This window comes from Streptomyces ferrugineus (genome assembly GCF_015160855.1).
GTDB lineage: Bacteria > Actinomycetota > Actinomycetes > Streptomycetales > Streptomycetaceae > Streptomyces > Streptomyces ferrugineus.
This window is the reverse complement of sequence record NZ_CP063373.1, coordinates 7396023-7422304: the sequence shown is the minus strand read 5'-3', so window position 1 is coordinate 7422304 and position 26282 is coordinate 7396023. Positions and strand designations below refer to the sequence as shown.

Sequence of the window (26282 nt, the reverse complement as noted above, 5' to 3'; positions counted from 1 at the left end):
TAAGGATTTACTTCTTGACGTCGCACGTGCGGCCGAGTTGACTTCCAGCCACCTCGGCCGCAACGACGCGGCCTCGTCAGGGAGGTTTCTGAAGTGAACACGCGCATGCGTCGTGCCGCCGTTGCCGTTGCCGCTGGTGCGATGGCCATCTCGCTGGCTGCCTGTGGCAGCGCCGAGGAAGCGGGCGGCGACAACGACTCGACCGCCTCCGCGGCCAAGGGTGACGACATCAAGGTCGGTCTCCTGCTCCCGGAGAACCAGACGGCTCGCTACGAGAAGTTCGACCGGCCGCTCATCGAGAAGAAGATCGGTGAGCTGACGAACGGCAAGGGCGAGGTCGTCTACGCCAACGCCAAGCAGGACGCCAGTCAGCAGGCCCAGCAGGTCGAGTCGATGATCACCAACAAGGTCGACGTGATCATCCTGGACGCGGTGGACTCCGCGGCCATCAAGTCCTCGGTGCAGAAGGCCAAGGACGCGGGCATCCCGGTCGTCGCCTACGACCGCCTCGCGCAGGGCCCGATCGACGCCTACACCTCGTTCGACAACGTGACGGTCGGCAAGACCCAGGGCGAGGCCCTCCTCAAGGCCCTTGGCGACAAGGCCAAGGACGGCCAGATCGTCATGATGAACGGCTCCTCCACCGACCCGAACGCCGCCCAGTTCAAGGAGGGCGCGCACTCCGTCCTCGACGGCAAGGTGAACGTCGGCAAGGAGTACGACACCAAGGAGTGGAAGCCGGAGAACGCCAACGCCAACATGGAGGGCGCGATCTCCGCGATCGGCAAGGACAAGATCATCGGCGTCTACTCCGCCAATGACGGCATGGCCGGTGGCATCATCACCGCCCTCAAGGCCGCCGGGATCGCGGACGTTCCGGTGACCGGTCAGGACGCCGAACTCGCCGGTGTGCAGCGCATCGTCACCGGGGAGCAGTACATGAGCGTCTACAAGCCGTACGCCCCCGAGGCCGACGCCGCCGCCGAGATGGCCGTCGCGCTCGCCCAGGGCAAGTCGCTCGACTCCATCGCCAAGGACAAGGTCGACAGCCCGACGAACCAGGGCATCCCGTCGGTCCTGGTCGACGTCACCTCGCTGACCAAGGACAACATCAAGGACACCGTCATCAAGGACGGCGTCTACACGGTGAACGAGATCTGCACCGCCAAGTACAAGGCGGCCTGCGAGAAGATCGGCCTCGAGTAAACAGCCGCAAGTGCCTGGCCGGACCAGGGGATTCGCCCCCGAAGTCCGGCCCGGGACTCAGCGCTCAAGGCTCCGTCCGGCCCCCGCGCACACCAGCCCCGCAAGCTCGCCGCGGGGCGCCGGACGGAACGTTCCCGCGGGTAGCTCCCGCCCACCCGCCCAGCAATCTTTCTGCACAACCTCCCGCCGGGTCAGGCGGCGAAGGAGATGGTTCACGTGTCCGCTACGCCCGTGCTGGCGTTGCGCGGGGTCTCCAAGCGCTTCGGTGCCGTTCAGGCGCTCACCGACGTAGAGCTTGAGGTCCACGCCGGTGAGGTGGTCGCCCTGGTCGGCGACAACGGCGCCGGAAAGTCCACGCTGGTCAAGACAATCGCCGGCGTACACCCCATCGATGAGGGCGTCATCGAGTGGGACGGCAAGGCCGTAACGATCAACAGGCCGCACGACGCCCAGAACCTGGGCATCGCGACCGTCTACCAGGACCTCGCGCTGTGCGACAACATCGACGTCGTCGGCAACCTCTACCTGGGCCGGGAGGTCCGCAAGCGCGGAGTCCTGGACGAGGTCGAGATGGAGCGCCGCTCCCGCGAGCTGCTGGACACGCTGTCGATCCGCATCCCCAGCGTCCGTATCCCGATCGCGTCGCTCTCCGGCGGTCAGCGCCAGACCGTGGCCATCGCCCGCTCCATGCTGGGCGAGCCCAAGCTGGTCATCCTCGACGAGCCCACCGCCGCCCTCGGAGTCGAGCAGACCGCCCAGGTCCTCGACCTGGTGGAGCGGCTGCGCGAGCGCGGCCACGCCGTGATCCTCATCAGCCACAACATGGCCGATGTCAAGGCGGTGGCCGACAAGGTCGCCGTCCTGCGCCTCGGGCGCAACAACGGCGTCTTCGAGGTCAAGTCGACCTCGCAGGAAGAGATCATCTCCGCCATCACCGGCGCCACGGACAACGCCGTGACCCGTCGTGCGGCGCGCAGCAATGGGGAGGGCCAGAAGTGAGCATCGAAAAGACCACGGCGACTTCGGGGGCTCCCGAAGACCACGTCGTGGAGAACCCCGAGGCGGCGCCCGGCGCCGACGTCGCCGTCGACCCCCGGCTGCTGGTGCGCGAACAGGGCCTCGCGGGCTACGTCACCGAGTTCAAGCGGAAGCTGAAGGCGGGTGACCTGGGTTCCGTCCCGGTCGTCATCGGTCTGGCGATCATCTGGATCATCTTCCAGAGCCTGAACTCCAACTTCCTCACCGCGGGCAACCTGTCCGACATCTCCGTCGCCATGGTCGGCACGGGCATGATCGCCGTCGGCATCGTGTTCGTGCTGCTGCTCGGCGAGATCGATCTGTCGGTCGGCTCGGTCTCCGGCGTCGCGGGCGCCACCTTCGCGGTGCTGAGCGTCACCCACGGCATGACCGAGTGGCTCGCCTTCGTGCTGGCCATCCTCACCGGCACGGCCGCCGGCGCGATCCACGGCTTCTTCTTCGCGAGGGTCGGCGTCCCCGCCTTCGCCGTGACGCTGGCCGGTCTGCTGTTCTGGCAGGGCTTCATGCTCCAGATCCTGGGCAGCAACGGCACCATCAACCTCGACTCCGACGGTCTGGTCGCCAACCTCACCAGCTACTACTTCACCGACGTGGCCGCCGCCTACGGCCTGGCGATCGTCGCGACCGCCGGGTACTTCCTCGCCGCCTTCCTCGAGAACCGCCGCCGCGAAGCCGCCGGTGTGCCGTCCCGTCCACTGAGCGAGATCATCGTGCGGACCGGGCTGCTCGCCGTCCTGACGTTCGCCGTGGCCATCGTCTACAACCAGTACAAGGGTCTGCCGCTGGCCGTGGTGCTCTTCCTCGCGGTCCTGCTGATCACGGACTTCGTGCTGCGCCGCACCGCCTACGGCCGTAAGGTCTTCGCGCTCGGCGGCAGCGTCGAGGCCTCCCGCCGTGCCGGTATCAACGTGGAGCTGATCCGGATCTCGGTCTTCGCGATCGCCGGCACCTTCGCCGCGATCGGCGGCCTCTTCGTCGCCTCGAAGATCGCCTCCGCCAACCAGGGCGCGGGGACCGGTGAGTTCCTGATGAACGTCATCGCCGCGGCCGTGATCGGCGGAACCTCGCTCTTCGGCGGCCGGGGCCGCACGTGGAACGCCCTGCTCGGTGTCCTCGTGATCGTCTCGATCCAGTACGGCCTGGCCCTGGAGGGCATCGCCTCCCCCGTCCAGTACATGATCACCGGCGGTGTTCTGCTGACGACCGTCGTCATCGACGCGGTCACCCGGCGGACGCAGCGGACCGCCGGTCGCGCGTAACGCGTCACACAGAGCTGTTGCCCGGTACCCATGGCGGTACCGGGCAACAGCTGTGTCGTAGGAACGCCACATCTTGGGTACAGCCGATCGCGTGACGCATCACGCACCGCCCGGGCATCGGCCGCGCACGCGGAACATTAGACTCGACAAGCCCGGTAACAGCTCGATCAGCTCTACTGCAAGGAGGCACGGGTGCCGCTGCTGACCCGCATCACGGGACCGCGCGATCTGGACCGGCTCAGCCCTGAGCAGCTGGACCAGCTGGCAGAGGAGATCCGCACCTTCCTCGTCGACGCGGTGTCCAAGACCGGCGGCCACCTCGGCCCCAACCTCGGTGTGGTGGAGCTGACCATCGCCCTGCACCGGGTCTTCGACTCGCCGAAGGACAAGGTGCTGTGGGACACCGGTCACCAGTCCTACGTGCACAAGCTGCTCACCGGCCGGCAGGACTTCTCGCGGCTGAAGATGAAGGGCGGCCTGTCCGGCTACCCCTCGCAGGCCGAGTCCGAGCACGACGTCATCGAGAACTCGCACGCCTCGACCGTCCTCGGCTGGGCCGACGGCCTCGCCAAGGCGAACCAGCTGCGCAAACGCGACGACCATGTCGTGGCGGTCATCGGTGACGGCGCCCTGACCGGCGGCATGGCCTGGGAGGCGCTCAACAACATCGCCGAGGCCAAGGACCGCCCGCTGGTCATCGTCGTCAACGACAACGAGCGGTCGTACTCACCCACCATCGGCGGCCTCGCCAACCACCTCGCGACGCTGCGCACGACCGACGGCTACGAGCGCTTCCTCACCCGCACCAAGGAGATCCTCGACCGCACACCGGTCGTCGGAAAGCCGCTCTACGAGACCCTGCACGGGGCCAAGAAGGGCCTCAAGGACTTCATCGCGCCGCAGGGCATGTTCGAGGACCTCGGGCTGAAGTACGTCGGCCCGATCGACGGACACGACATCGAGGCCCTGGAGTCGGCGCTCGCGCGCGCCAAGCGCTTCGGCGGCCCGGTCATCGTGCACTGCCTCACCGAGAAGGGCCGCGGCTACCAGCCCGCCCTCCAGGACGAGGCCGACCGCTTCCACGGCATCGGCCCCATCCACCCCGACACGGGCCTGCCGATCAAGGCCTCGGGCGCCGACTGGACCTCCGTCTTCGGCGACGAGATGGTGCGGCTCGGCAAGGAGCGCGAGGACGTCGTGGCGATCACCGCGGCCATGCTGCAGCCGGTCGGCCTGAAGAAGTTCGCCGACGCCTTCCCGGACCGGATCTACGACGTCGGCATCGCCGAGCAGCACGGTGCCGTGTCCGCGGCGGGCCTCGCCCACGGCGGAGTGCACCCCGTCTTCGCCGTCTACGCCACCTTCCTCAACCGCGCCTTCGACCAGGTCCTCATGGACGTCGCCCTGCACAAGTGCGGGGTCACCTTCGTGCTCGACCGCGCCGGCGTCACCGGCACCGACGGCGCCTCGCACAACGGCATGTGGGACATGTCGATCCTCCAGGTCGTCCCCGGCCTCAGGCTCGCCGCCCCGCGCGACGCCGACCAGGTGCGCGCGCAGCTCCGCGAGGCCGTCGAGGTCAAGGACGCGCCCACCGTCGTCCGCTTCTCCAAGGGCGCCGTCGGCCCCGCCGTACCGGCCGTGGGACGCGTCGGCGGCATGGACGTACTGCGCGAGCCGGGCACCGACACCCCGGACGTGCTGCTGGTCTCCGTGGGCGCCCTGGCGCCGATGTGCCTGGAGATCGCCGGCCTGCTCGACAAGCAGGGCATCTCCACCACCGTCGTCGACCCGCGCTGGGTCAAGCCCGTCGACGAGGCCATGGCCCCGCTCGCCGAGCGCCACCGCGTGGTCGTCACCGTCGAGGACAACTCCCGTGTCGGCGGCGTCGGTTCCGCCATCGCCCAGGCGCTGCGCGACGCGGGCGTCGACGTCCCGCTGCGGGACTTCGGCATCCCGCCGCGCTTCCTCGACCACGCCTCGCGCGCCGAGGTCATGGCCGAGATCGGCCTCACCGCCCCCGACATCGCCCGCCAGGTCACCGGCCTCGTCTCCAAGCTGGACGGCCTCCCCCACTCTCGGCTTCGCTCGAGCGGGGGGACCCCCATCGGCGGTACGGCGGCCGAGGTCGACTCGGTGGAGCCCGCGCGCGACTGAGCGAACCCGGGAAGCACGGGCCGGTTTCACCATCGCCAAGGGTGGTGAAACCGGCCCATCCGTGTGTATCCGCCCGCGTCGGGGCATGCGTACCACGCCCCCCTCTCGATCATGTCGAGGACGACAAGCGTGGGAGGTACGACCGTGAGCAGCACACTCTTCCGCACGAAGAGAGTCGAGCAGTCCATCCTCGATACCGAGGAGCCGGAGCACGCGCTCAAGAAGTCCTTGTCCGCGCTGGATCTGACCGTCTTCGGCGTCGGTGTCATCATCGGCACCGGAATCTTCGTGCTCACCGGCACCGTCGCCAAGAACAACGCCGGACCCGCGGTGGCCCTGGCGTTCGTCACGGCCGGTGTCGCCTGCGCGCTGGCCGCCCTCTGCTATGCCGAGTTCGCGTCCACCGTCCCGGTCGCCGGGTCCGCGTACACCTTCTCCTACGCCTCGCTCGGCGAACTGCCCGCCTGGATCATCGGCTGGGACCTGGTCCTGGAGTTCGCGCTGGGCACGGCGGTGGTGGCCGTCGGCTGGTCGGGCTACATCCAGTCGCTCATGGACAACGCGGGCTGGGAGATGCCCGCGGGCCTCGGCAGCAGAGAGGGGACCGGCGAATTCGGCTTCGACATCCTCGCCGCCGCGCTCGTCCTCGTCCTCACCTGCATCCTCGTGGTCGGCATGAAGCTGTCGGCGCGGATCACGTCCCTGGTCGTCGCCATCAAGGTGATCGTCGTGTTGACCGTGATCGTCGCGGGCGCCTTCTTCATCGACGGCGACAACTACGACCCGTTCGTCCCCGAGACGCAGACGGTGGAGGCCGGCAGCAGCCTCCAGGCCCCGCTGATCCAGCTGATGTTCGGCTGGGCCCCGTCCAACTACGGCGTGATGGGCATCTTCACCGCCGCCTCGGTCGTGTTCTTCGCCTTCATCGGCTTCGACGTGGTGGCCACCGCCGCCGAGGAGACCAGGAACCCGCAGCGCGACATGCCCCGCGGCATCCTCGGCTCGCTCCTGATCTGCACCACGCTGTACGTCGCCGTGTCGATCGTCGTCACGGGCATGCAGCACTACACCGACCTGTCCGTCGACGCCCCGCTCGCCGACGCCTTCAAGGCGACCGGGCATCCCTGGTTCGCGGGCTTCATCAGCTTCGGCGCCGCGGTCGGCCTGACGACGGTCTGCATGATCCTGCTCCTCGGCCAGACCCGCGTCTTCTTCGCGATGAGCCGCGACGGACTGCTGCCCCGCTTCTTCTCCCGCGTCCACCCGAGGTTCAGGACCCCGCACCGGCCGACCATCCTGCTCGGTGTGGTCATCGCGGTCCTCGCCGGCTTCACCCCGCTCACCGAACTCGCCGCCCTGGTGAACATCGGCACCCTGTTCGCCTTCGTGGTCGTGGCCATCGGCGTGATCATCCTGCGCAGGACCCGCCCCGACCTGCACCGGGCCTTCCGCACCCCGTGGGTGCCGGTCATCCCGGTCCTGTCGGTGTGCGCCTCGCTGTGGCTGATGATCAACCTGCCCACCGAGACCTGGGTCCGCTTCGCCATCTGGATGGCGGCGGGCTTCCTCGTGTACTTCTTCTACAGCCGCTTCCACAGCCGTCTCGCGCGGCATGAGGAGACGACGGTGGGCGAGGTCATGAGGCGGCCGCGACGGGGCGAGCGGTAGTGCTCGCCGGGTGCCTGGGGGTGTTTTGAGTTTCCGGCTGTGACAACAGCCGCTGCCACGGCGGGCGCGGGCACCGCACGGCGCGGGCTTCCTCGTGTATCTCTTCTACAGCCGCTTCCACAGCCGTCTCGCGCGGCATGAGGAGACGACGGTGGGCGAGGTCATGAGGCGGCCGCGACGGGGCGAGCGGTAGTGCTCGCCGGGTGCCTGGGGGTGTTTTGAGTTTCGCGCACGGCACCCGCGGTGCCCGGCACGCAGCGGCTGTGACTACAGCCGCTGCCGCGGCGGGCGCGGGGACCGCAGGGGCTTTCAACACCCCTGGCACACAGCCTCACGGCCGTACCGTGCGCGGCCCCGCCACCTGTGCGCCCAGCTCCGTGACCCGCCCGCGCAGTTCCCGATCCGCCGTCACCACCAGACAGGGCCGACCACCGGCCCGCGCGACGAGCTCGACCATGTGGTCGTCGCCGCTGCCGGCGGCGGACTCCACCCGCACCCCCGGCACCGTCTCGACACCCCGGGCGGCGCCCTCCACCACGAGCACGATCTCCACCGGCCCGGCACGCCCCGGCACCCCGTCCGTCGCCAGCCGGTCCCGCAGCCGCTCGGCGGCCCCCCGCCGGTCGCGCCACCACCCGTCGGGCACCGACCCGACGACGTTCGCGGCGTCGACGATCACGAGCAGGGGGACGTCATCGTTCATGGGGCAAGGGTCGCACGGCGTTCAGGGAGCGAGAGTCCTGCGGTGCACCCGGTTCACTCCCCGGACTTCCCCTCCTCGAAGCTGGCGAAGTACGCCGCCGCCATGTCCTCGTCCCCGTGCCCCTGCGCGGCCGCCCGCTCGAAGCGCTCAGCGCTCGCCTCGGCCACGTCCAGACGGGCGCCGTGCCGCCGTCCCGCCGCCACGATGAGCCGCGCGTCCTTCGCGGCCGTGGTCACCGCGAACGCGGCCGGCGACAGCCCGCCGTTCAGCACCAGCCCGGTCTTGGCCCGCAGATACCCCATGTCGAGCGGGCCGCCGTCGATCACCTCGAAGAACCGCCCCGGATCGACGTCGAGGGCCTTGGACAGCGCCAGCACCTCCCCGGCCGCGTTGGTCACCGCGAGCACCCAGCTGTTGGCGACCAGCTTCAGCCGGGTCGCGGTGCCCGCCCCGCCGTCCTCGCCGGTCCACACCGTACGGGCGCCGACGGCGTCGAACACGGGAGTCACCGTCCCGCGCCCTTCGACCGGCCCCGCCGCCAGCACGGTGAGCTGACCGGCCTCGGCGGGCTGGCGGGTGCCGAGCACCGGGGCGTCGTAGAAGACCAGGCCGTGGTCGCGGGCGAAGGCGGCCAGGTCGGCGATGAAGTCGACGCCGGCCGTCGTCGACTGCATCCACACGGCACCGGAGCGCAGCCCGGGCGCCGCCTCACGCATGACGTCCAGCGTCGCGGGGCCGTCGTACAGCATGGTCAGGACGACGTCGGCGCCCTCGACCGCCTCGGCGGGGGTCGCGACGACGGACGCCCCGTCGGCGGCCAGGGGCTCGGCCTTGGCCCGGGTGCGGTTCCAGACGCGGACGGTGTGTCCGGACCTGACCAGGTTGCGGGCCATCGCGGCGCCCATGATGCCGGTGCCCAGGACGCTCACGGTGAGCTTGTCGGACATGAGGTCGACTCCCTGTTCTCGTGCGGACGTTGCTGCTGTGATCCAGCTTGCCCGGGGCCGGGGCGCCCGGGGGAAGCGCCCCCGAATAGAGTGAACCGGTGAACGGCGACTGGCTCATCCGCGGCCGCGACGGCCGCCTCAGCGTCTATCTGCCGACCGACGACGCCGTGCTGTGCCGGGCGGAGCTCGGACCCGGCGGCCCCTGGGAACCCCCGCGCCGGGTCGGCGGCGACCAGAAGCTGCACCCCGGCCCCGCCATCGGCCAGGGCACCGACGCCTACGCCCATCTGGCCGCCTGGCGCCCCACCAGGGCGGGCGAGGCTGGCCTGGTCCACTCCACGCACTTCCGGCCGCGCCTGGCCGCCCTGGACTGGATCCCCATCGGCCACCCGAACCAGGCCGGCGACCGCACCGGCACACCCGCCGTCACGGTCGACGCGCAGGGGCGGGCCCATGTCTTCGTCCGCAACAGGGGCGGCGGCGTGAGCATGCGCGGCCAGAAGGAGGTCGGCGGCTGGGGCCCGTGGCGCGACCTCAAGGGGCGCGACGTACAGGAGGACCTGGCCGCGGTGACCGGGGAGTCCGGGCTGGTCGAGCTGTACGCGGCCGTCCCCGGGGCCATCCTGTACTGGCGGCAGGAGAAGCCGGGTGCCGTCCCGGTCCTTCAGGAGGCGATGCAGACCCCGGTCCGGCCGGGCACCCTGCGGGCCCTTGCCACCTCCGCCGACCACACCACCCTCTTCTACGCCGACGACTCCGGCGACCTGTGCGCCTGGCGCCCCGGCACCAAGCCCGTCACCCTGCTGACGTCCGCCGGCCCCGGCCCGGTGTCCGCGGTCCGCTGCGAACTCGACGGCCACGACTGCACGTTGCTCGCCCAGCGCTCGGCGTCCGGACGGATCGCCTTCGCCGCCTATCCCACCGAGGACGAGTCGGCCGGCGCCTGGTGGACCGAGTCGGGGCCCCGGCTGCCCGCCGACGCGACCGTGGCGCTGGCCAGGGACGAGCAGGACCGGGTGGTCGCGGCCGCCCTGTCCCCCTCGGCCGGACAGCTGCTGCTGACGCGCCGCAAGGACGAGCCGGGGCTGGCGCTGTCGGCGTGGGAAGCGGTCTGACGCGCCGCGCACCGCCGGGGAACTGGTGAGCGAACCGCATATGATGTACCGGGTTCAGGGGTTCCCGCGTTCGTGACGCGGCGGGCTTGAGGAAGGTGCACCAGGCCATGCGGAGAAGGTCGGCGGGCCCCGTGGGCACTTCAGGTCCGGACGGGCGCGGCACGGCGGATCAGGGACGCGTCGCGTCGGGGGCGGCCCACGGTGACTGGCTCACCCTCGGCAAGGACCGTCGGCTCACGCTCTACGCGCCCACCGAAGGCGGCCTGCTGCGCTGGACGGAGACCGCCGTCGGCGGCCCCGGGTGGAGCGGACCGCACTTCGTGCCCGTGGCCGGACTCACCCATCTGACGGTGGCCCGGGGCGCGGACTCCTACGTCCACTTCCTCGGCCGCCGGGAGCGGACCGCCGCCGACGGCACGCCCGGGGTGGACGTCGTCCACGCCATCCAGTACCAGACGGGACTCGCCGTCACCGACTGGCGCTCGCTCGGCAACCCGCACCAGGACCGGGAGCAGGCCGGGAAACTCGGCCCGCCGGTCGGCGCGATCGCCTCCGACGGCACCGTGCACGTCTTCGTGCGCGGCGCGCACGGCGGCCTGATGCTGCGCCGGGAGGCCCCGAACGGCAAGTGGCGCGCCTGGGAGGACCTGCACGGCGCCGGCCTCGACGCGCTGCCCGCACCGGTCGCCCTCGCCGGCGGCCGGATCGAGATCTGCGCCGCCGCCGAGACCGGCGTACTGATCTGGCGTCAGACCGCGCCGGGCGGCGACTTCAGCGGGCCGCGGGGCTTCTCCCTGCGCCCCGCGCCGGGCACCGTCGCCGCCGTGGAGACCGGACCGGACCGGCCCACGTTCTTCTGGACGGACACCGAGAGCGGCGGTGCCGCGGCCTGGCGGGCCGGGGGCTCGCCGACCGCGCTGGGCGCCTCCCCGGCCGTACGGCCGTACGCGGTGCTGCGCACGTCGCTGGACGGCTACGACTGCGTCGCCCTCGCCTACCGGGACCGCGACGGCTCGGCCGTGCTCGGTATGGGCGGCACCGAGAACGAGTCGGCCGGGTTCTGGTGGTACGGGCTGTCCGAGCCCTGCCAGGGCGCCCCGGCGCTGGCCCGGGACGGCCGCGACCGGGTGGTGATGGCACTGATCGGTCCCGACGGGGTTCCGAAGGTGGCCCGTCAGGAGGACGGCGCCGGGCTGTCCCTCGGCGGGTGGCAGCGCCTGTAGCCCGGCGCCGTGGTCGTTAACCGCCCGTCGCGGGCGACTTCTTCGCGGACTCGGGGATCGCGGAGTCCGAGCGGATCGCCTTCCAGAGCTGGGTCGCCTGCGGCTCGGCGGCCACCACCCGGTTGGGATCCACCTTGTCGTACGCCACCGGCAGCATGATCGTCTCCATGGTGGACGGGTCGACCCCGTTCAGGCTGCGGCCGAAGTCCGCAAGCTTGGTGAGCGAGGCGAGGTCGGAGTCGGTGGTGAGGGCGGTGGTGAGCTCGTCGGCGATCTTGTAGGTCTTGGTGGGGCTGCCCAGCAGGTCCTGCTTCTTGATCTCGGTGAGCAGGGCCACCATGAACTGCTGCTGGAGGCCGATGCGCCCGAGGTCGCTGCCGTCCCCGACGCCGTGCCGGGTGCGCACGAACTGCAGGGACTGGGTGCCGTCGAGCCGGTGGGTGCCGGCGGCGAGGTTCAGGCCGCTGGAGGAGTCGTGGATGTCCTGCTCGACGGTGACGGTCACGCCGCCGATCGCGTCGACCAGCCCCTGGAATCCGGCGAAGTCGATCTCCACATAGTGGTCCATGCGCACCCCGGACATCTGCTCCACGGTCTTGACCACACAGGCCGGGCCGATCTGCGAGTAGATGGAGTTGAACATCACACGCTCGGCCGACTTCGCCTCGGTGCCGTCCGCCTTCGTACACGCGGGCCGGGTGACCAGGGTGTCGCGCGGGATGCTGACGGCGACGGCACGGGTGCGGCCCTCGGGGATGTGCATCACCAGCGCGGTGTCGGAGCGCGCGCCGGCGACGCGGCCGGTGTCCAGCGCGGCGTTGGCGCCGGCGCGTGAGTCCGAGCCGAGGACCAGGATGTTCTGTCCGGAGGTGGGCAGTTTCTCGGGCCGGTTGTCGCCGATGGCCTGGTCGAGGTCGACGCCCTTGATGTTGCCGTCGAGGCTGCTGTAGAGCCAGTAGCCGGTACCGCCCGCGGCCAGCAGCAGGACCAGGAGCGTCAGCAGCACGATGCGTCCCCAACGTCTCTTGCCGCGCGGGGACTTGCGCCTTCCATCGCTCGGGGCGGCCCGGCGGGCACGGCGGGACTCGGTGGTGGCGCTGTGCGTCATCGTGTCCGGTTTCCTCTCCTCACGGACCCCGCGTCGGCGGGGGTGCGGGGGTCCGGGTGGGGGGTGCCGGCCCACTGATGCCGTTGATGAACTGCGAGAACTATAAGCAACGACACACAGTCGCCTTGAGGGCGGGGGACTTTAGCATGTCTCGGCGATGAACAACACAGTAAGCGCTCTTGACCAGCCATAAGAGTCGCATAAGATGTGGCGAACCTGTGACCAACGGTGGGGGGAGCTGTTGGTCGGGGCGAGGGGAGCCGGTGATGCCGCTGCGGCAAGGGGGCCGCTTGGCACTCCGTGTTCAGGGGTGGGGCGTCCGGTGTGGAGTGACTGTCCGCACGGGGCGAAATGTTTTGGTAGGAGTGCCAGTTGGCGGAGCATCCACGTCTCAGCGTTGTCGTGCCTTTTCAGGATGTGGAGGGCTATCTCGCCGAATGCCTGGAGTCGATAGCGCGCCAGTCGTTCCGTGACTTCGAGGTGATCCTCGTCGACGACGGCTCCACCGACGGCTCGACCCGGATCGCGGCCGAGTTCTGCGCCGCGGACCCGCGCTTCCGCCTGGTCCGCCAGCACGCGCACGGCCCGGGACACGCCCGCAACCACGGACTGCGGGCCGCCGACCCGAGAGCGGAGTTCCTCGCCTTCGTCGACGGCGACGACGTCATCCCCGAGTACGCCTACGAACTGCTGATCCGCACGCTGCGGGAGTCCGACGCGGACTTCGTCTCGGGCAACGTGCAGATGATGAACTCCACCAAGAAGTGGCAGTCCCCCCTGCACAAGGCGCTGATGCAGAAGAACCGGCGCGGTACCCACATCACCAGGTTCGAGGGGCTGATCTACGACCGCACGGTCTGGAACAAACTGTTCCGGCGCTCCTTCTGGGACCACCACCGCATCCGGTTCCCCGAGGGCGTCATGTACGAGGACTCCTGGGTCAACATGTACGCCCACTTCAGCGCCGCCAAGGTCGACGTCATCACCGACGTCGTCTACTTCTGGCGGCGCCGGGAGGGCGGGGCCGCGCCCTCGATCACCCAGCGCCACACCGAGCTGTCGAACCTGCGGGACCGGGTCTCCGCCGTGCAGTCGGTCAGCCGCTTCCTCGCCGGGCAGGGCACGCGCGCGTACGAGGACAGCAAGCGCAAGTACGACCTCGCCTGTCTGAAGTCCGACCTCATGCTGCACCTGAAGGTGCTGCCGGACGCCGACGACGAGTACCGCGAGTCCTTCATGCGGTGGGCCAAGGAGTTCCTCGACGAGGCCGACCCCACCATCATCGACGAACTGCCCGCCGTCGACCGGATCAAGTGGCTGCTGGTCCGTGCGGGGCGGCCGGCCGAACTCCTCGAGGTCGTCGAGTTCGAGCGCCGCGGCGGCCCGATGCCCGTCCAGCGCCGCTTCCGCCGCTATCTGAACTACCCCTACCTCGGTGACCGCGAGGTGGGCCTCGACAAGAAGGCGTACCGGCTCGACAAGGAACTCTCCCTGCACGGCTCGCTGACCGACGCGAACTGGAGCGCCGACTCCGACCTGCTGACCCTCAGCGGCACGGCGTACGTCCGCTTCATCAATGTGCACAAGAAGCACATGTCGGTGAAGGCGATCGCGCTGCGGAACAAGAAGCAGGGGCGGATGCTGGTCACTCCCGCGAAGACGACGTATGCGCCGCAGGCCACCGAGCACTCTCAACAGAATCGTTACTGCTATGACTGGGCCGGCTTCGAGGCCCGTATCGACACCACCCGCCTCAAGCGCAAGGGCCAGTGGGTCGAGGGCACCTGGGACGTGGCCGCCGGCGTCCTCAGCCGCGGGCTCTTCCGCTATCGCGGCATCTCCCGCGGCGGCGCGGGCAACGGCGCCAACCCGCCGTACCGGTACGTCGACAAGAACACCCGCGTCCTTCCGGTGTTCCTCCAGGGCAAGCTCAAACTGCGCGTGGAGATCGTGCGCTGCCGGATCACCGGGCACCGCATCGTCGGGGACCAGCTCGAACTGCGCGGTGTGCACCTCGGCCCGAAGGTGCCCGAGTGGGGCAAGTTCCGGGTCACCAGCATGAGCGGCGCCGGACGGCACGACGCCCGGGTGTACTTCACCCCCGGCGGCGAGGGCTGGTGCACGTTCGCGGCCCGCATCCCGCTGCGTGTCCTGGTGCCGGGCCACCGCGCCGGCGCCGAGGCGGGCGCGGAGGTCCCGCAGTCCTGGAACATGGGCGGCAACGGCTGGAAGACCACCTTCCACGTGGAGGGCCGCAAGACGCCCCTCTACCCGGTCATGGCGGAGGAGACCCCGGACGGGCACCACCGCATGCCCGACTCCCTCCAGACCCCTCAGGGCGACCGCGAGGTCGTGGTCCACCGCAACGGCTCCGGCTACCTCGTGCTGTTCGAACGCGCCACCCTGCCCATGGCGACGCGTGTGGCATGGCGGCCGGACGGCGCCCTGGAGATCCACGGCCGCTACCTGGCCGCGGACCGGCTGACCGCCGAGGAGTACCGGGACGCACACCTGGTCGTGCGCTCCCGCGCACACGGCGCGGAACGCGGCGTCCCGCTCGAATGGGACGGCGACGAGTTCCGCTGCGTCCTGCTCCCCGCCGCCATGCGGACGCTGGCCGGGGACATCCCGCTGGCGGCCGGCCGCTGGGACTTCTTCCTGCGCCGCCAGGACCACTCGGCGGTCGCGCGCGAGGACCGCCTCGAAGACCTGACGGTGAAGATCGAGCAGGACCTCATCCCCGCGTTCCCACAGGACTACGAGGAGAACGAGCGCCGCTACGAACTGCAGGCCGAGGCCTGGGACCGGCTCTCCCTGCTGGTGCACTCGGCCATGCCCGACGACGCCCGCGGCCCCTACCGCCAGAAGCTGCTGCGCACCAGGGGCTACCCGGCCGCCCGCCGCCGGCCGGTGCGCCCGGCCGTCCTCTTCGACGCCTTCAAGGGCACCCAGTACTCCGACAGCCCGCGCGCCCTGCACGAGGAACTCGTGCGGCGCGGCGTCGACATCGAGCACCTGTGGGTCGTACGCGACGACCAGGTCCAGGTGCCGCCGACGGCGACACCCGTGCGCATGTGGTCCCCCGAGTGGTACGAGGCGCTGGCCACCAGCCGCTACGTCGTCGCCAACAACCACCTGCCCGACTGGTTCCAGAAGCGGGACGGGCAGGTCGTCGTCCAGACCTGGCACGGCACCCCGCTGAAGAAGATCGGCCACGACATCGAGGCCATCCACTTCGCCGACAAGCGCTACCTGGAACGGGTCGACAAGGAGGTGCGCAACTGGGACATGCTGGTCTCGCCCAACAGCTTCTCCACCCCGATCCTCAAGCGGGCCTTCGGCTTCCCCGGCGAGATGGTCGAGTGCGGCTACCCGCGCAACGACGTCCTGCGCCGCCCGGACATGGCCCACCGCGAGCAGGAGATCCGCCGGCGCATCGGCCTGTCGGAGGGCAAGCGGGTCGTGCTGTACGCGCCCACGTGGCGCGACGACCAGTTCTACGCCCCCGGCAAGTACAAGCTGGACTTCCGCATCGACCTGGCGGACGCCCGGGCCCGCCTCGGCGCCGACCACGTGCTGCTGGTGCGCCGCCACCCCAACGTGGTGGACCCGGTGCCGGGCGCCGGCGACGGCTTCGTCTTCGACGTCTCCGACTACCCGGACATGGCCGACCTGTCCCTGATCACCGACGTGATGATCACGGACTACTCGTCCCTGATGTTCGACTACGTCAACACCGGGCGCCCGATCCTGTTCTTCACCTACGACCTGGACCACTACCGCGACACACTGCGCGGCTTCTACTTCGACTTCGAGCACAGCGCACCCGGCCCCCTGGTGTACACCTCGCAGGACCTGGTGACGGCCATCGCCGACATCGACCGCATCCAGGACACCTACGCCGAGCGCTACCGCCGCTTCCAGCGCGACTTCTGCGACCTGGACGACGGGTACGCGTCCGCGCGGCTCGCCGACCGGATGCTCGTCGCGGGCGGCGACCTCGCGCCCGAGGACGCCATGGCCCCGCCCGTCGGCAGCGCCGACCCCCGGCACTCGGCGCGCTCGCTCACCCCGATCCGGTGGAACGCCCAGCACTGGTTCGCCCGGCCCGGCGCCGACCCGCTGGACGCGCTGCCGGCCCAGCCCGCCCTGGACGGCCGTACGACATACGAGGCGACTGCCGAGGACGGAACGTATGGAACGTACGGGACGGCGGCCGAGGGCCGGACACACCAGGACGTGATCGCGTGACGCCGACGCCGACGCCTCCGGCCGGGGACCCCCGCCCGCCCCGGCCCGGACCGGCCCGCCCACCGGGCCACGACGCCCGATGACCCCCGCCTCAGCCGGTGCGCACCCGGATCAGCAGGGCCCGGTGGTCCGAGGCGCCGGTGTCGCGCACCTGGCAGCGGGACTTGGGCAGCCCGGTGAACAGATAGTCCAGCTTGTGGCCGGAGGCATGCGTCGCCCGGCCCGTACGGGCGGCGGCCGTCGCCTGGTCGCACTCCCGGTGGGTGCGGTAGGGGGCGGCGGGCCACACCCCCGCGTCGGGATTGCGCTCATGGGGCGGACCGACGTTCAGGTCACCGCCGTAGACCGTGCGCCGCGCGGGCACCGCGGCCACCAGCGCCCTGAGCTGGTCGTCGCGGAACTCCCAGCCGGAGTGCGCCCGGTCGCTGCCCGGCGGACTCAGATGCGCGCCGCACACCCGTACGTCGACTGCCGCGACCGTCGCGCACAGGACGCCGCGCCGCACCCCGACGGTGGGCTGCTGCGTGGGCACCGACCGCACGTCCGACAGCGGCTCGGCCGACAGGATGCCGTGACCGGCCGCGCCCTGCCCGCGCCCGGCGCAGCGCACGGTCGCGATGCGTCCGCCGCCGTCGCGCCAGGTGTAGGCCCGGAACGCGGTGTGCCAGGACCGGCCGAGGTCCTCGCGCACCGCCTCCATATCGCCGGCGCACGCTTCCTGTACGAGCATCACCCGAGCCCCGCCGGTGGTGGCGAGCCACTTCAGCGCGCGCTGCTTCGCGTCGCGGTCGCCGGTGTGCTCGCAGTGCCACTGCCGCACCCCGCACATGTTCCACGTCGCCACCGTCAGCGCCCGGACCGAGGGGGTGGAGCGGGCCGGCCCGGCGGCACACTGCGTCAGCGCCACGGCCGCGGCCAGCGCCAGCAGCGCGAGCGCGGCGGCCGCGGCCCGCACCGGCCGGGAGGTTGTCGGAAGCATCACGACATGATGTCCGATGCGCTGTTCGGACACAAAAATCTGAGAGTGGAGTCCGTACATGTCCAAAGCACCCTCGAACGGGCGGCAAGTGCTCAAGGGGATCGAAGCCTCGGGGGCGTTTCCGGTCGAGTACCGGTTCGCCCATGCCAAGAACGGCAACCGGCACCTGGTCGTCGTCTTCGCCAACTTCTCGGCGCCCGACGACTACGGCTGGTCGAACGGTGTCTTCGACAATGTCCGGGCCAACATCCTCTGGATCCGTGACCGGTTCGACGGGATGAACAGCTACTACTGGTGCAAGGAGATGGACTTCTCGCTGGAGGGGTCCGTCGCCACGCTCATCTTCAACGTGATGGAGGCACTGGCGCTCACCCGGGACGACGTGACCCTGTGGGGTGGCTCCAAGGGCGGCAGCGCGGCCCTCCACTTCGGACTGCGGTACGGCTTCCGGAACATCGTCTCCATCGTCCCCCAGTTCCGGGTCGGGACGTATGTGCGGGACGCCCAGCCGAAGGTGGCGGCGTTCATGCTGGGCGAGGGCGTGCCGGAGGAGAACGTGCGCGTCCTCGACGCGCTCCTTCCTGACCTGGTCGGGTCCGAGGTCAACAGGGAGGCCAACATCTACCTGGTCTCCTCGCCCCAGGACGAGCAGTACGCGACCCAGGTGGAGCCGTTCCTGGGCCTCTTCGAGCGGTACGAGAACTTCAACTTCATCCAGAGCGAGTCGCCGCTCATCACCGACCACGCACAGGTCACCAGGCGCAACGTCCCCGCCCTGATGGGCATCCTCAACCTGCTGGTCGACGGCATGGCGCCGCGACTGGGCTTCGTGCGCAACGGCTTTGAGGAGCCCGACCGCGACAAGTCGGCGATCAACGCCTATCTGTCCGCCACGTCCCTGGTGAGGGACGCGGAGACCTTCCCGCCGCCGGTGGTGACGACTCCGGCTTCCCACGCCGAGATACCCGTGTCCGGAGCGCGGCTCACCGGCGTCTCCAGGGGAGCCGTACGGGTGAGCCTGTGGGAGAACGGCAAGTTTCTGGGCTCCCCGCCCGTCGCCGCCGACGGCACCTGGTCCTGGGATCCGAAACGGCCCTGGACCAGGGGCAAGCACCTCCTCAGGCTCTTCGCGGTGAACGCGGACGGCTTCCACTCGGAGCGGACCGAGGTGTCCTTCACGGCCGTCGACAGCCCGGCCGGGGCGACCCCGCCGCCGCGGGGCGTGGCGGTGCCCGGCATGGTCCAGGGAGCCGTGGTCTCCACGGTCGGACAGGGAGCGGCCGCGCCGGCGGTGCTGGAACCCGTCGCCCACGAGCAGGTGATGGACTCCCGAGTGGTCTTCGCCGGGTCCGCACCGGGCGCCTCGCAGGTCGGCTTCCGGGAGAACGGTGTGCTGCTGGGCGGCGCCGTGGTCGCCGCGAACGGCGGCTGGTCGTGGGACTCGGGCTGGGCCTGGAGCGCGGGCGCCCACCTCGTCGACGTCTTCACCGTGGACGCCTTCGGGGCCGAGTCCGCCGTGACGCAGGTGCCCTTCACCGTCATGACCGCCTCCGCCGTGAGCGGCACGAGCGCCTATTACGGCGGTACTTACTGACCGACGACAGAGGGCCTCCGCCGCGGCGGAGGCCCTCTTCACACCCGTACGCCCGTTACGCGGGAACCGACGCCACGCCCGGGGCCAGGAACTTCTTGCCGTTCACGCGCTCCGAGACGCCCTCGCGGTCCAGGTACGGCGTGATGCCGCCCAGGTGGAAGGGCCAGCCGGCGCCCGTGATCAGGCAGAGGTCGATGTCCTGGGCCTCGGCGACGACGCCCTCGTCGAGCATGAGCCCGATCTCCTGCGCCACCGCGTCCAGGACCCGGTCGCGGACCTGCTCCTCGGTGAGGACCACGTCGCCCTGCTTCAGCAGCGCGGCGACCTCCGGGTCCAGCTCCGGCTTGCCGGAGTCGTAGACGTAGAAGCCGCGCTTGCCCGCCTTGACGACGGCCGCGAGGTTCGGGGAGACCTTGAAGCGGTCCGGGAAGGCCCGGTTGAGGGTCTCCGAGACGTGCAGGCCGATCGCCGGGCCGACCAGCTCAAGCAGCACCAGCGGGGACATCGGCAGGCCCAGCGGCTCGACGGCCTTCTCGGCGACCTCGACCGGGGTGCCCTCGTCGATGACGTTCTGGATCTCGCCCATGAAGCGGGTGAGGATGCGGTTCACGACGAACGCCGGGGCGTCCTTGGTGAGGACCGCGGTCTTCTTCAGCTTCTTGGCCACCGCGAAAGCGGTCGCCAGCGAGGCGTCGTCCGTCTGCTCGCCGCGGACGATCTCCAGCAGCGGCAGCACCGCGACCGGGTTGAAGAAGTGGAAGCCGACGACCCGCTCGGGGTGCTTCAGCTTCGACGCCATCTCGGAGACCGACAGCGAAGAGGTGTTGGTGGCGAAGATCGCGTGCGCCGGGGCGACCGCCTCGACCTCCGCGAACACCTGCTGCTTGACGCCGATCTCCTCGAAGACGGCCTCGATGACGAAGTCGGCGTCCGCGAAGCCCTCGGCCTTGTCCAGCACACCGGTGACCAGGGCCTTGAGGCGGTTGGCCTTGTCCTGGTTGATACGGCCCTTGCCGAGCAGCTTGTCGATCTCGGCGTGGACGTAGCCCACACCCTTGTCGACGCGCTCCTGGTCGATGTCGGTCAGCACGACCGGCACCTCCAGGCGGCGCAGGAAGAGCAGCGCCAGCTGCGAGGCCATCAGGCCCGCGCCGACCACGCCCACCTTGGTGACCGGACGCGCCAGGTTCTTGTCCGGGGCACCGGCCGGGCGCTTGCCGCGCTTCTGCACCAGGTTGAAGGCGTAGATGCCGGCCCGCAGCTCGCCGCCCATGATCAGGTCGGCGAGGGCCTTGTCCTCGGCGTCGTAACCCTGCTGCAGGTCACCGTTCTTGGCGGCGGCGACGATGTCCAGCGCACGGTAGGCGGCGGGGGCCGCGCCGTGCACCTTGCCGTCGGCGATGAAGCGGCCCTTGGCGACGGCCTGGTCCCAGGCCTCACCACGGTCGATCACCGGACGCTCGACCTCGATGTCGCCCTTGAGGACGCCCGCCGTCCAGATCAGCGACTGCTCGAGGAAGTCGGCGCCCTCGAAGATGGCGTCGGCGATGCCCAGGTCGTAGACCTGCTGGCCCTTGAGCTGCTTGTTCTGGTTGAGGCTGTTCTCGATGATCACCGAGACGGCCTTGTCGGCGCCGATCAGGTTCGGCAGCAGCGTGCAGCCGCCCCAGCCTGGGACCAGGCCCAGGAACACCTCGGGGAGGGAGAAGGCCGGGAGCGCCTTGGAGACGGTCCGGTACTTGCAGTGCAGACCGACCTCGACGCCGCCGCCCATCGCGGCGCCGTTGTAGTACGCGAAGGTCGGCACCGCGAGGGCCGCGAGGCGCTTGAAGACCTCGTGGCCGCCCTTGCCGATGGCCAGCGCGTCCTCGTGCTCCTTCAGCAGCTCGACGCCCTTGAGGTCGGCGCCGACGGCGAAGATGAACGGCTTGCCGGTGATGCCGACGCCGACGATGTCGCCCGCCGCGGCCTCCGCCTCGACCTGGTCGATCGCGGTGTTGAGGTTCGCCAGCGAGGCCGGGCCGAAGGTGGTCGGCTTGGTGTGGTCGAAGCCGTTGTCCAGCGTGATCAGGGCGAAGCGCCCGGCGCCGGACGGCAGGTCGAGGTGGCGTACGTGCGCGGACGTCACGACCTCGTCGGGGAACAGCTCGGCCGCACCCTTCAAAAGCTCAGCGGTGGTGCTCACTTGCTGCCTCCGGCGTTCTCGAAGTGCGGGTTCTCCCAGATGACCGTCGCGCCCATGCCGAAGCCGACGCACATGGTGGTCAGGCCGTAGCGGACGTTCGGCTGCTCCTCGAACTGGCGGGCCAGCTGCGTCATCAGACGCACGCCGGAGGAGGCCAGCGGGTGGCCGAACGCGATGGCGCCGCCGTACTGGTTGACGCGCTCGTCGTCGTCCGCGATGCCGTAGTGGTCGAGGAAGGCCAGGACCTGGACGGCGAAGGCCTCGTTGATCTCGAAGAGGTTGATGTCCTCGATGGACAGGCCCGCCTTGGCGAGGGCCTTCTCCGTGGCCGGGATCGGGCCGTAGCCCATGACCTCCGGCTCCACGCCCGCGAAGGCGTAGGAGACCAGGCGCATCTTCACCGGGAGGTCGTGCTCGCGGGCGAAGTCCTCGGAGGCGATGATCGAGGCGGTGGCACCGTCGTTCAGACCGGCCGCGTTGCCGGCCGTGACCCGGCCGTGGACGCGGAACGGGGTCTTCAGGCCGGCCAGGTTCTCCAGGGTGGTCCCCGGGCGCATCGGCTCGTCGGCCGTGACCAGGCCCCAGCCGGTCTCGCCGGCCTCCGGGTTGGTGCGGCGTACCGAGATCGGCACCAGGTCGGCCTGGATCTTGCCGTTGGCGTACGCCTTGGCGGCCTTCTCCTGCGAGCGCACGGCGTACTCGTCGGCGCGCTGCTTGGTGATCTGCGGGTACCGGTCGTGCAGGTTCTCCGCGGTCATGCCCATGAACAGGGCGGACTCGTCGACCAGCTTCTCGCTGACGAAGCGCGGGTTCGGGTCCACGCCCTCGCCCATCGGGTGCCGGCCCATGTGCTCGACACCACCGGCGATGACGGCGTCGTAGGCGCCGAAGGCGATCGAACCGGCGGTGGTCGTCACGGCGGTCAGGGCGCCGGCGCACATGCGGTCGATGGAGTAGCCGGGCACCGACTGGGGGAGTCCGGCGAGGATGCCCGCCGTACGGCCGATGGTCAGGCCCTGGTCGCCAATCTGCGTGGTCGCGGCGATGGCGACCTCGTCGATCTGCTTCGGGTCGAGACCGGGGTTGCGGCGCAGCAGCTCCCGGATGGCCTTCACGACAAGGTCGTCGGCACGGGTCTCGTGGTAGATGCCCTTCGGGCCCGCCTTGCCGAACGGGGTGCGGACGCCGTCGACGAAGACGACGTCCCTGAGGGTACGAGGCACGATGGCTCTCCTCCAGAGGTGCGGGACGCTGAGCGCTTGCTCATGGCCATGCTACTTATGAGTAACGTAGCTGCACAGTCCCGGGGGCCCAAGCGGCGAAGGTCACACCTTCGGCGGAGCCGTCGAGCCTCTCGGGGTCAGTACCGGAGTGGGCACGGGATGCGACCCGGGCCCGTCTCCCGTGATCACCCCGAACAGGGTCCGGGCCACCTCCGCCCCGAACCCGTGCACGTCATGGCTCATCGCGGACAGGGTCGGATGGGTCAGCCGGCACAGCTGCGAGTCGTCCCACGCCAGCAGCGACACCTCTTCGGGCACCCGCAGCCCCATCTCGGCCGCCACCGACAGCCCGGCCACCGCCATGATGTCGTTGTCGTAGACGATGGCCGTCGGCCGGTCCGCGGGCGCCGCCGTCAGCAGCGACCTCGTGGCCCGCGCCCCCGCGTCCCCGGAGAAGTCGGTCGCGACCTGCAGCGCCCCGGCCAGCTCCAGCGCCCGCGCCGCCTCGTCGAAGGCGGCCGTACGGATGGCGGTGTGACCCAGCGCCGCCGCCCCGCCCACCCGCGCGATTCGCCGATGCCCCAGTGCCGCCAGGTACCGCACCGCCTCCGTCACGGCGGTGGCGTCATCGGTCCACACCGACGTCAGCCCGCCGGTCAGCGACGGATGCCCGACCGCCACCACCGGCATCCCGAGCCGTCGCGCCACCGCCACCCGCGGATCGTCCGCGCGGAAGTCGACCAGGATCGACCCGCCGATCTGCCGCCCCCGCCACCACGACTCCTGGAGCCCGGCCTCCTCCTCCACGGTCCGCACGAGCCGCAGCAGCAGCGAGCACGAGTGCTCGGTCAGCACGCTCTCCACGCCCGAGACGAACTCCATGTAGAAGGGTTCGAGGCCCAGCATCCGCGCCGGCCGGCAGACCGCGAGACCCACCACGTCCACCCGCGATCCGGCCAGCGTCCGCGCCGTGAGGTTGGGCGCCCAGCCCAGCTCCCGCGCGGCCCGGAAGATCCGGTCCCGGGTCGCCTCGGACAGCCCCGGCTTGTGGTTGAAGGCGAGGGACACGGCACCCTTGGACACCCCGGCGCGCGCGGCGACATCCTTGATGGTGACGCGAGGACCTGAGAGTCCTGTCATCGGGCGGGCTCCATGCAGTACAGGGCGGACCTGGCGGCGGCTGCGTCAGGAGTCTCCCAGCCGGACACGCCGATGGTCACCTCCTCGCCGGGCAGCAGGGTCACCAGCCCCCGGTCGGCGCGGGCGTCCGGATGCAGCCGGTCGGCCTGGAGCAGCAGATCCCGTACGAGGGTCCGGGCCGTCACCGAGATCCCGCCCGGCACCAGCACGACCTCGAACTCCGGCCGGGGATACGGCACTTCCCGGTCCGGCGCCGGAAAGTGCACCGCCCGCAGCCCGTCCGCGTCGGCGACGAGGAACTCCTTGGGACCCACGGGCTCCAGCTCCTTCGGCACGGCGACCCGGTCCACCGCCCGCCGCCCGGCGGCGAAGTCCACGCTCGCCTCCTCGACGACGGCGCCCTCGACCGACATCCGCCGCAGCCGCACGGCACCCGCCCACGCCTCGGCCGCCTGGTTGACGACAGCCAACTCCCGCCCCTGGAGCGTCAGCAGCCGGTCCGCGTACAGCCGTCGCAGCTCGTGGTACAGCGGCTTCTCCCGTCCGTCCCCGTCGATCGCCGCCCAGGACGTCACCGGCCAGCAGTCGTTGAGCTGCCATACGACCGTGCCCGCGCACACCGGCCAGTGCGACCGCCAGTGCTCGATCCCGGCCGCGACCGCCCGCGCCTGATTGACCTGGGTGAGGTAGTGCCAACGGTCGAAGTCCCCTTCGGGGAAGGCGAAATGGCGCTCCAGGCCTCGCCTCAGCTTCCCGTTCCCGTCCTCGGCCTTCTGGTGGTGCAGCATGCCGGGGGAGTCCGCCGCGAGCTCCTCACCCGGCAGCGCCCGGCGCAGCGTGGCGTACGCGGGCGGCGCCTGCCAGCCGAACTCGGCCACGAAACGCGGCACGTCCGCGCGGTACTCGGCGTAGTCCTCCCGGTTCCACACCTCCCAGGAGTGGTGCGTGCCGTGCGCCGGATCGTTCGGATGCCGGTCCCACGACCCGGACCAGGGGCTCCCCGCGGTGTACGGCCGCGTCGGATCCAGCTCGGCCACCACCCGCGGCAGCACGCCCAGGTAGTACCCCTCGCCCCAGGAGTCCCCGGCCAGCCGCGGCTCCCAGCCCCAGTCCCGGAACCCCCACAGGTTCTCGTTGTTGCCGTTCCACAGCACCAGCGAGGGATGCGGCATCAGCCGTACGACGTTCTCCCGGGCCTCGGCCTCCACCTCCCCGCGCAGCGGCTGCTCCTCCGGGTAGGCCGCGCACGCGAACGGGAAGTCCTGCCAGACCAGCAGCCCCAGCTCGTCGCAGGCGTCGTAGAAGTCCTCGCTCTCGTAGATCCCGCCGCCCCAGATCCGCACGAGGTCGACTCCGGCGGCGGCCGCCTGCCGCAGCCGCGTCCGGTACCGCTCGCGTGTCACCCGGGACGGGAACACGTCGTCCGGGATCCAGTTGACGCCCCGGGCGAAGAGCCGCTCGCCGTTGACGACGAGGGTGAAACCGGTGCCGTCGGCGTCGGCCCGGCGGTCCAGTGCCACGGTCCTGAAGCCGATCCGCCGCCGCCAGACGTCCAGCGCGTCCTCCCCGTGCAGCAGCGTCAACTCGACGTCGTACAGCGGCTGTTCCCCGTAGCCGCGCGGCCACCACAGCCGCACGTCCGGCACCTCGAGCCGTACGGCCCCACTCGTCCCGTCGATCTCCGCCCGCGCCCGCACCCCGTCGACCGTCGCCTCGACGGTGAGCGGGGCCTCGACCCGGGTGCGCTCGACGTCGATCGCCAACTCGACGCGTCCGGTGCCCTGTTCGACGGTCACCAGGGGCCGTACCCGGGCGATCCGGGCCGTCGACCAGTGCTCGAGGCGCACCGGCCGCCAGATCCCGGCCGTCACCAGCGTAGGACCCCAGTCCCAGCCGAAGGAGCAGGCCATCTTGCGGAGGTACTGGTAGGGCTCGGCATAGGCGGCGGGCCGCTCGCCCAGCCTGCCGCGCACGGCCTCCGCCTCGGCGTACGCGGAGGCGAAGCGCACCGACAGCCGCCCGCTCAGGCCGGTCACGTCGAAGCGGTACGAGCGGTGCATGTTCCGTACCCGGCCGAGCGGCCGCCCGTCCAGCGAGATCTCGGCGACGGTGTCGAGCCCGTCGAAGACCAGGTCCGTCTGCTCGTACGCCGTGTGGGCGGACGCGGCGTCCAGATCGGTCTCGTACGTCCAGTCCCGCCGCCCCACCCACGCCACCTCGGTCTCGCCCAGCCCGACAAAGGGGTCCGGGATCACCCCCGCCGCCAGCAGATCGGTGTGCACACAGCCGGGCACGGCGGCCGGCAGCGCGGCCGACTCGTGCCGCAGGATCCATCCGTCGGTGAGCGGTGTCGCCTGAAGCATGCGCGCACTCCTAAACCGATTCATCCCGGTCCCGGGAACCAGCTTGGCATCGTTGGCGAGATACGGACTTTACCGGTTAAGAAAACGTTGTCAGAGTTCGGAACCAGCCAACCCGATCGTGCT

The 26282-nt window shown here is 70.7% G+C and carries 17 protein-coding genes; 9 read left to right on the top strand and 8 right to left on the bottom strand.

The window, feature by feature from the left end; translation table 11 throughout:
- Positions 1-105 precede the first annotated feature (105 nt).
- The 5 genes from IM697_RS33180 (at position 106) to IM697_RS33160 (ending at position 7328) form a co-directional block, all read left to right on the top strand.
- Positions 106-1206 (top strand): substrate-binding domain-containing protein, encoded by a 1101-nt coding sequence (locus IM697_RS33180; protein WP_194049985.1) that lies wholly within the window; start codon positions 106-108, stop codon positions 1204-1206.
- Between the two features lie 207 nt (positions 1207-1413).
- The gene (locus IM697_RS33175; protein ID WP_194039781.1) at positions 1414-2205 is read left to right on the top strand and encodes an ATP-binding cassette domain-containing protein; all 792 of its coding nucleotides are present in this window, start codon (positions 1414-1416) and stop codon (positions 2203-2205) included.
- Positions 2202-3503, top strand: coding sequence for a sugar ABC transporter permease (locus IM697_RS33170; RefSeq protein ID WP_194039780.1), 1302 nt, complete (start codon positions 2202-2204; stop codon positions 3501-3503). The genes IM697_RS33175 and IM697_RS33170 overlap by 4 nt, the downstream gene beginning before the upstream one ends.
- Positions 3504-3695: 192 nt before the next feature.
- A complete protein-coding gene (dxs, locus tag IM697_RS33165; RefSeq protein WP_194039779.1) occupies positions 3696-5660 on the top strand; it encodes a 1-deoxy-D-xylulose-5-phosphate synthase in 1965 nt (654 codons plus the stop codon).
- Positions 5661-5804: 144 nt separating this feature from the next.
- On the top strand, positions 5805-7328 hold the full coding sequence (locus IM697_RS33160; protein ID WP_194039778.1) for an amino acid permease: 1524 nt from the start codon (positions 5805-5807) through the stop codon (positions 7326-7328).
- Between the two features lie 331 nt (positions 7329-7659).
- Here the strand turns inward: IM697_RS33160 and IM697_RS33155 are convergent, their stop codons facing one another.
- Both IM697_RS33155 and IM697_RS33150 read right to left on the bottom strand, forming a co-directional pair.
- Entirely contained in the window at positions 7660-8031 is a 372-nt protein-coding gene (locus tag IM697_RS33155; RefSeq protein ID WP_194039777.1) for a PIN domain-containing protein, read from the bottom strand.
- Positions 8032-8084: 53 nt separating this feature from the next.
- Entirely contained in the window at positions 8085-8978 is an 894-nt protein-coding gene (locus tag IM697_RS33150) for an NAD(P)-dependent oxidoreductase (protein ID WP_194039776.1), read from the bottom strand.
- Positions 8979-9076: 98 nt separating this feature from the next.
- On the opposite strand from IM697_RS33150, the gene IM697_RS33145 reads away from it, so the two are divergent.
- Positions 9077-10093, top strand: a complete 1017-nt coding sequence (locus tag IM697_RS33145; protein WP_194039775.1) for a hypothetical protein — start codon at positions 9077-9079, stop codon at positions 10091-10093.
- A 107-nt stretch (positions 10094-10200) separates the two neighbouring features.
- Positions 10201-11316: a PLL family lectin gene (locus IM697_RS33140; protein WP_194039774.1), complete on the top strand. Its 1116-nt coding sequence runs from the start codon at positions 10201-10203 to the stop codon at positions 11314-11316.
- Between the two features lie 16 nt (positions 11317-11332).
- Here IM697_RS33140 and IM697_RS33135 read toward each other — a convergent pair whose 3' ends face one another.
- On the bottom strand, positions 11333-12424 hold the full coding sequence (locus tag IM697_RS33135; protein WP_194039773.1) for an LCP family protein: 1092 nt from the start codon (positions 12422-12424) through the stop codon (positions 11333-11335).
- Between the two features lie 402 nt (positions 12425-12826).
- On the opposite strand from IM697_RS33135, the gene IM697_RS33130 reads away from it, so the two are divergent.
- Positions 12827-16675 (top strand): bifunctional glycosyltransferase/CDP-glycerol:glycerophosphate glycerophosphotransferase, encoded by a 3849-nt coding sequence (locus tag IM697_RS33130; protein WP_265582685.1) that lies wholly within the window; start codon positions 12827-12829, stop codon positions 16673-16675.
- Between the two features lie 91 nt (positions 16676-16766).
- On the opposite strand, the gene IM697_RS33125 is transcribed toward IM697_RS33130, so the two are convergent.
- On the bottom strand, positions 16767-17654 hold the full coding sequence (locus tag IM697_RS33125; protein ID WP_194039771.1) for an endonuclease/exonuclease/phosphatase family protein: 888 nt from the start codon (positions 17652-17654) through the stop codon (positions 16767-16769).
- Between the two features lie 58 nt (positions 17655-17712).
- Here IM697_RS33125 and IM697_RS33120 point away from each other — a divergent pair, with 58 nt between their 5' ends.
- The gene (locus IM697_RS33120; protein ID WP_194039770.1) at positions 17713-19248 is read left to right on the top strand and encodes a hypothetical protein; all 1536 of its coding nucleotides are present in this window, start codon (positions 17713-17715) and stop codon (positions 19246-19248) included.
- 55 nt (positions 19249-19303) lie between these two features.
- Here the strand turns inward: IM697_RS33120 and IM697_RS33115 are convergent, their stop codons facing one another.
- From IM697_RS33115 to IM697_RS33100, 4 genes are all read right to left on the bottom strand, one after another.
- Positions 19304-21433, bottom strand: a complete 2130-nt coding sequence (locus tag IM697_RS33115; RefSeq protein WP_194039769.1) for a 3-hydroxyacyl-CoA dehydrogenase NAD-binding domain-containing protein — start codon at positions 21431-21433, stop codon at positions 19304-19306.
- Complete coding sequence (locus IM697_RS33110; RefSeq protein ID WP_194039768.1) at positions 21430-22656, bottom strand: thiolase family protein; 1227 nt, start codon at positions 22654-22656, stop codon at positions 21430-21432. Before IM697_RS33110 ends, IM697_RS33115 begins: the two co-directional genes overlap by 4 nt.
- A gap of 102 nt (positions 22657-22758) precedes the next feature.
- Positions 22759-23796, bottom strand: coding sequence for a LacI family DNA-binding transcriptional regulator (locus IM697_RS33105; RefSeq protein ID WP_194039767.1), 1038 nt, complete (start codon positions 23794-23796; stop codon positions 22759-22761).
- Positions 23793-26159: a glycoside hydrolase family 2 protein gene (locus IM697_RS33100; protein WP_194039766.1), complete on the bottom strand. Its 2367-nt coding sequence runs from the start codon at positions 26157-26159 to the stop codon at positions 23793-23795. The genes IM697_RS33105 and IM697_RS33100 overlap by 4 nt, the downstream gene beginning before the upstream one ends.
- Positions 26160-26282 lie beyond the last annotated feature (123 nt).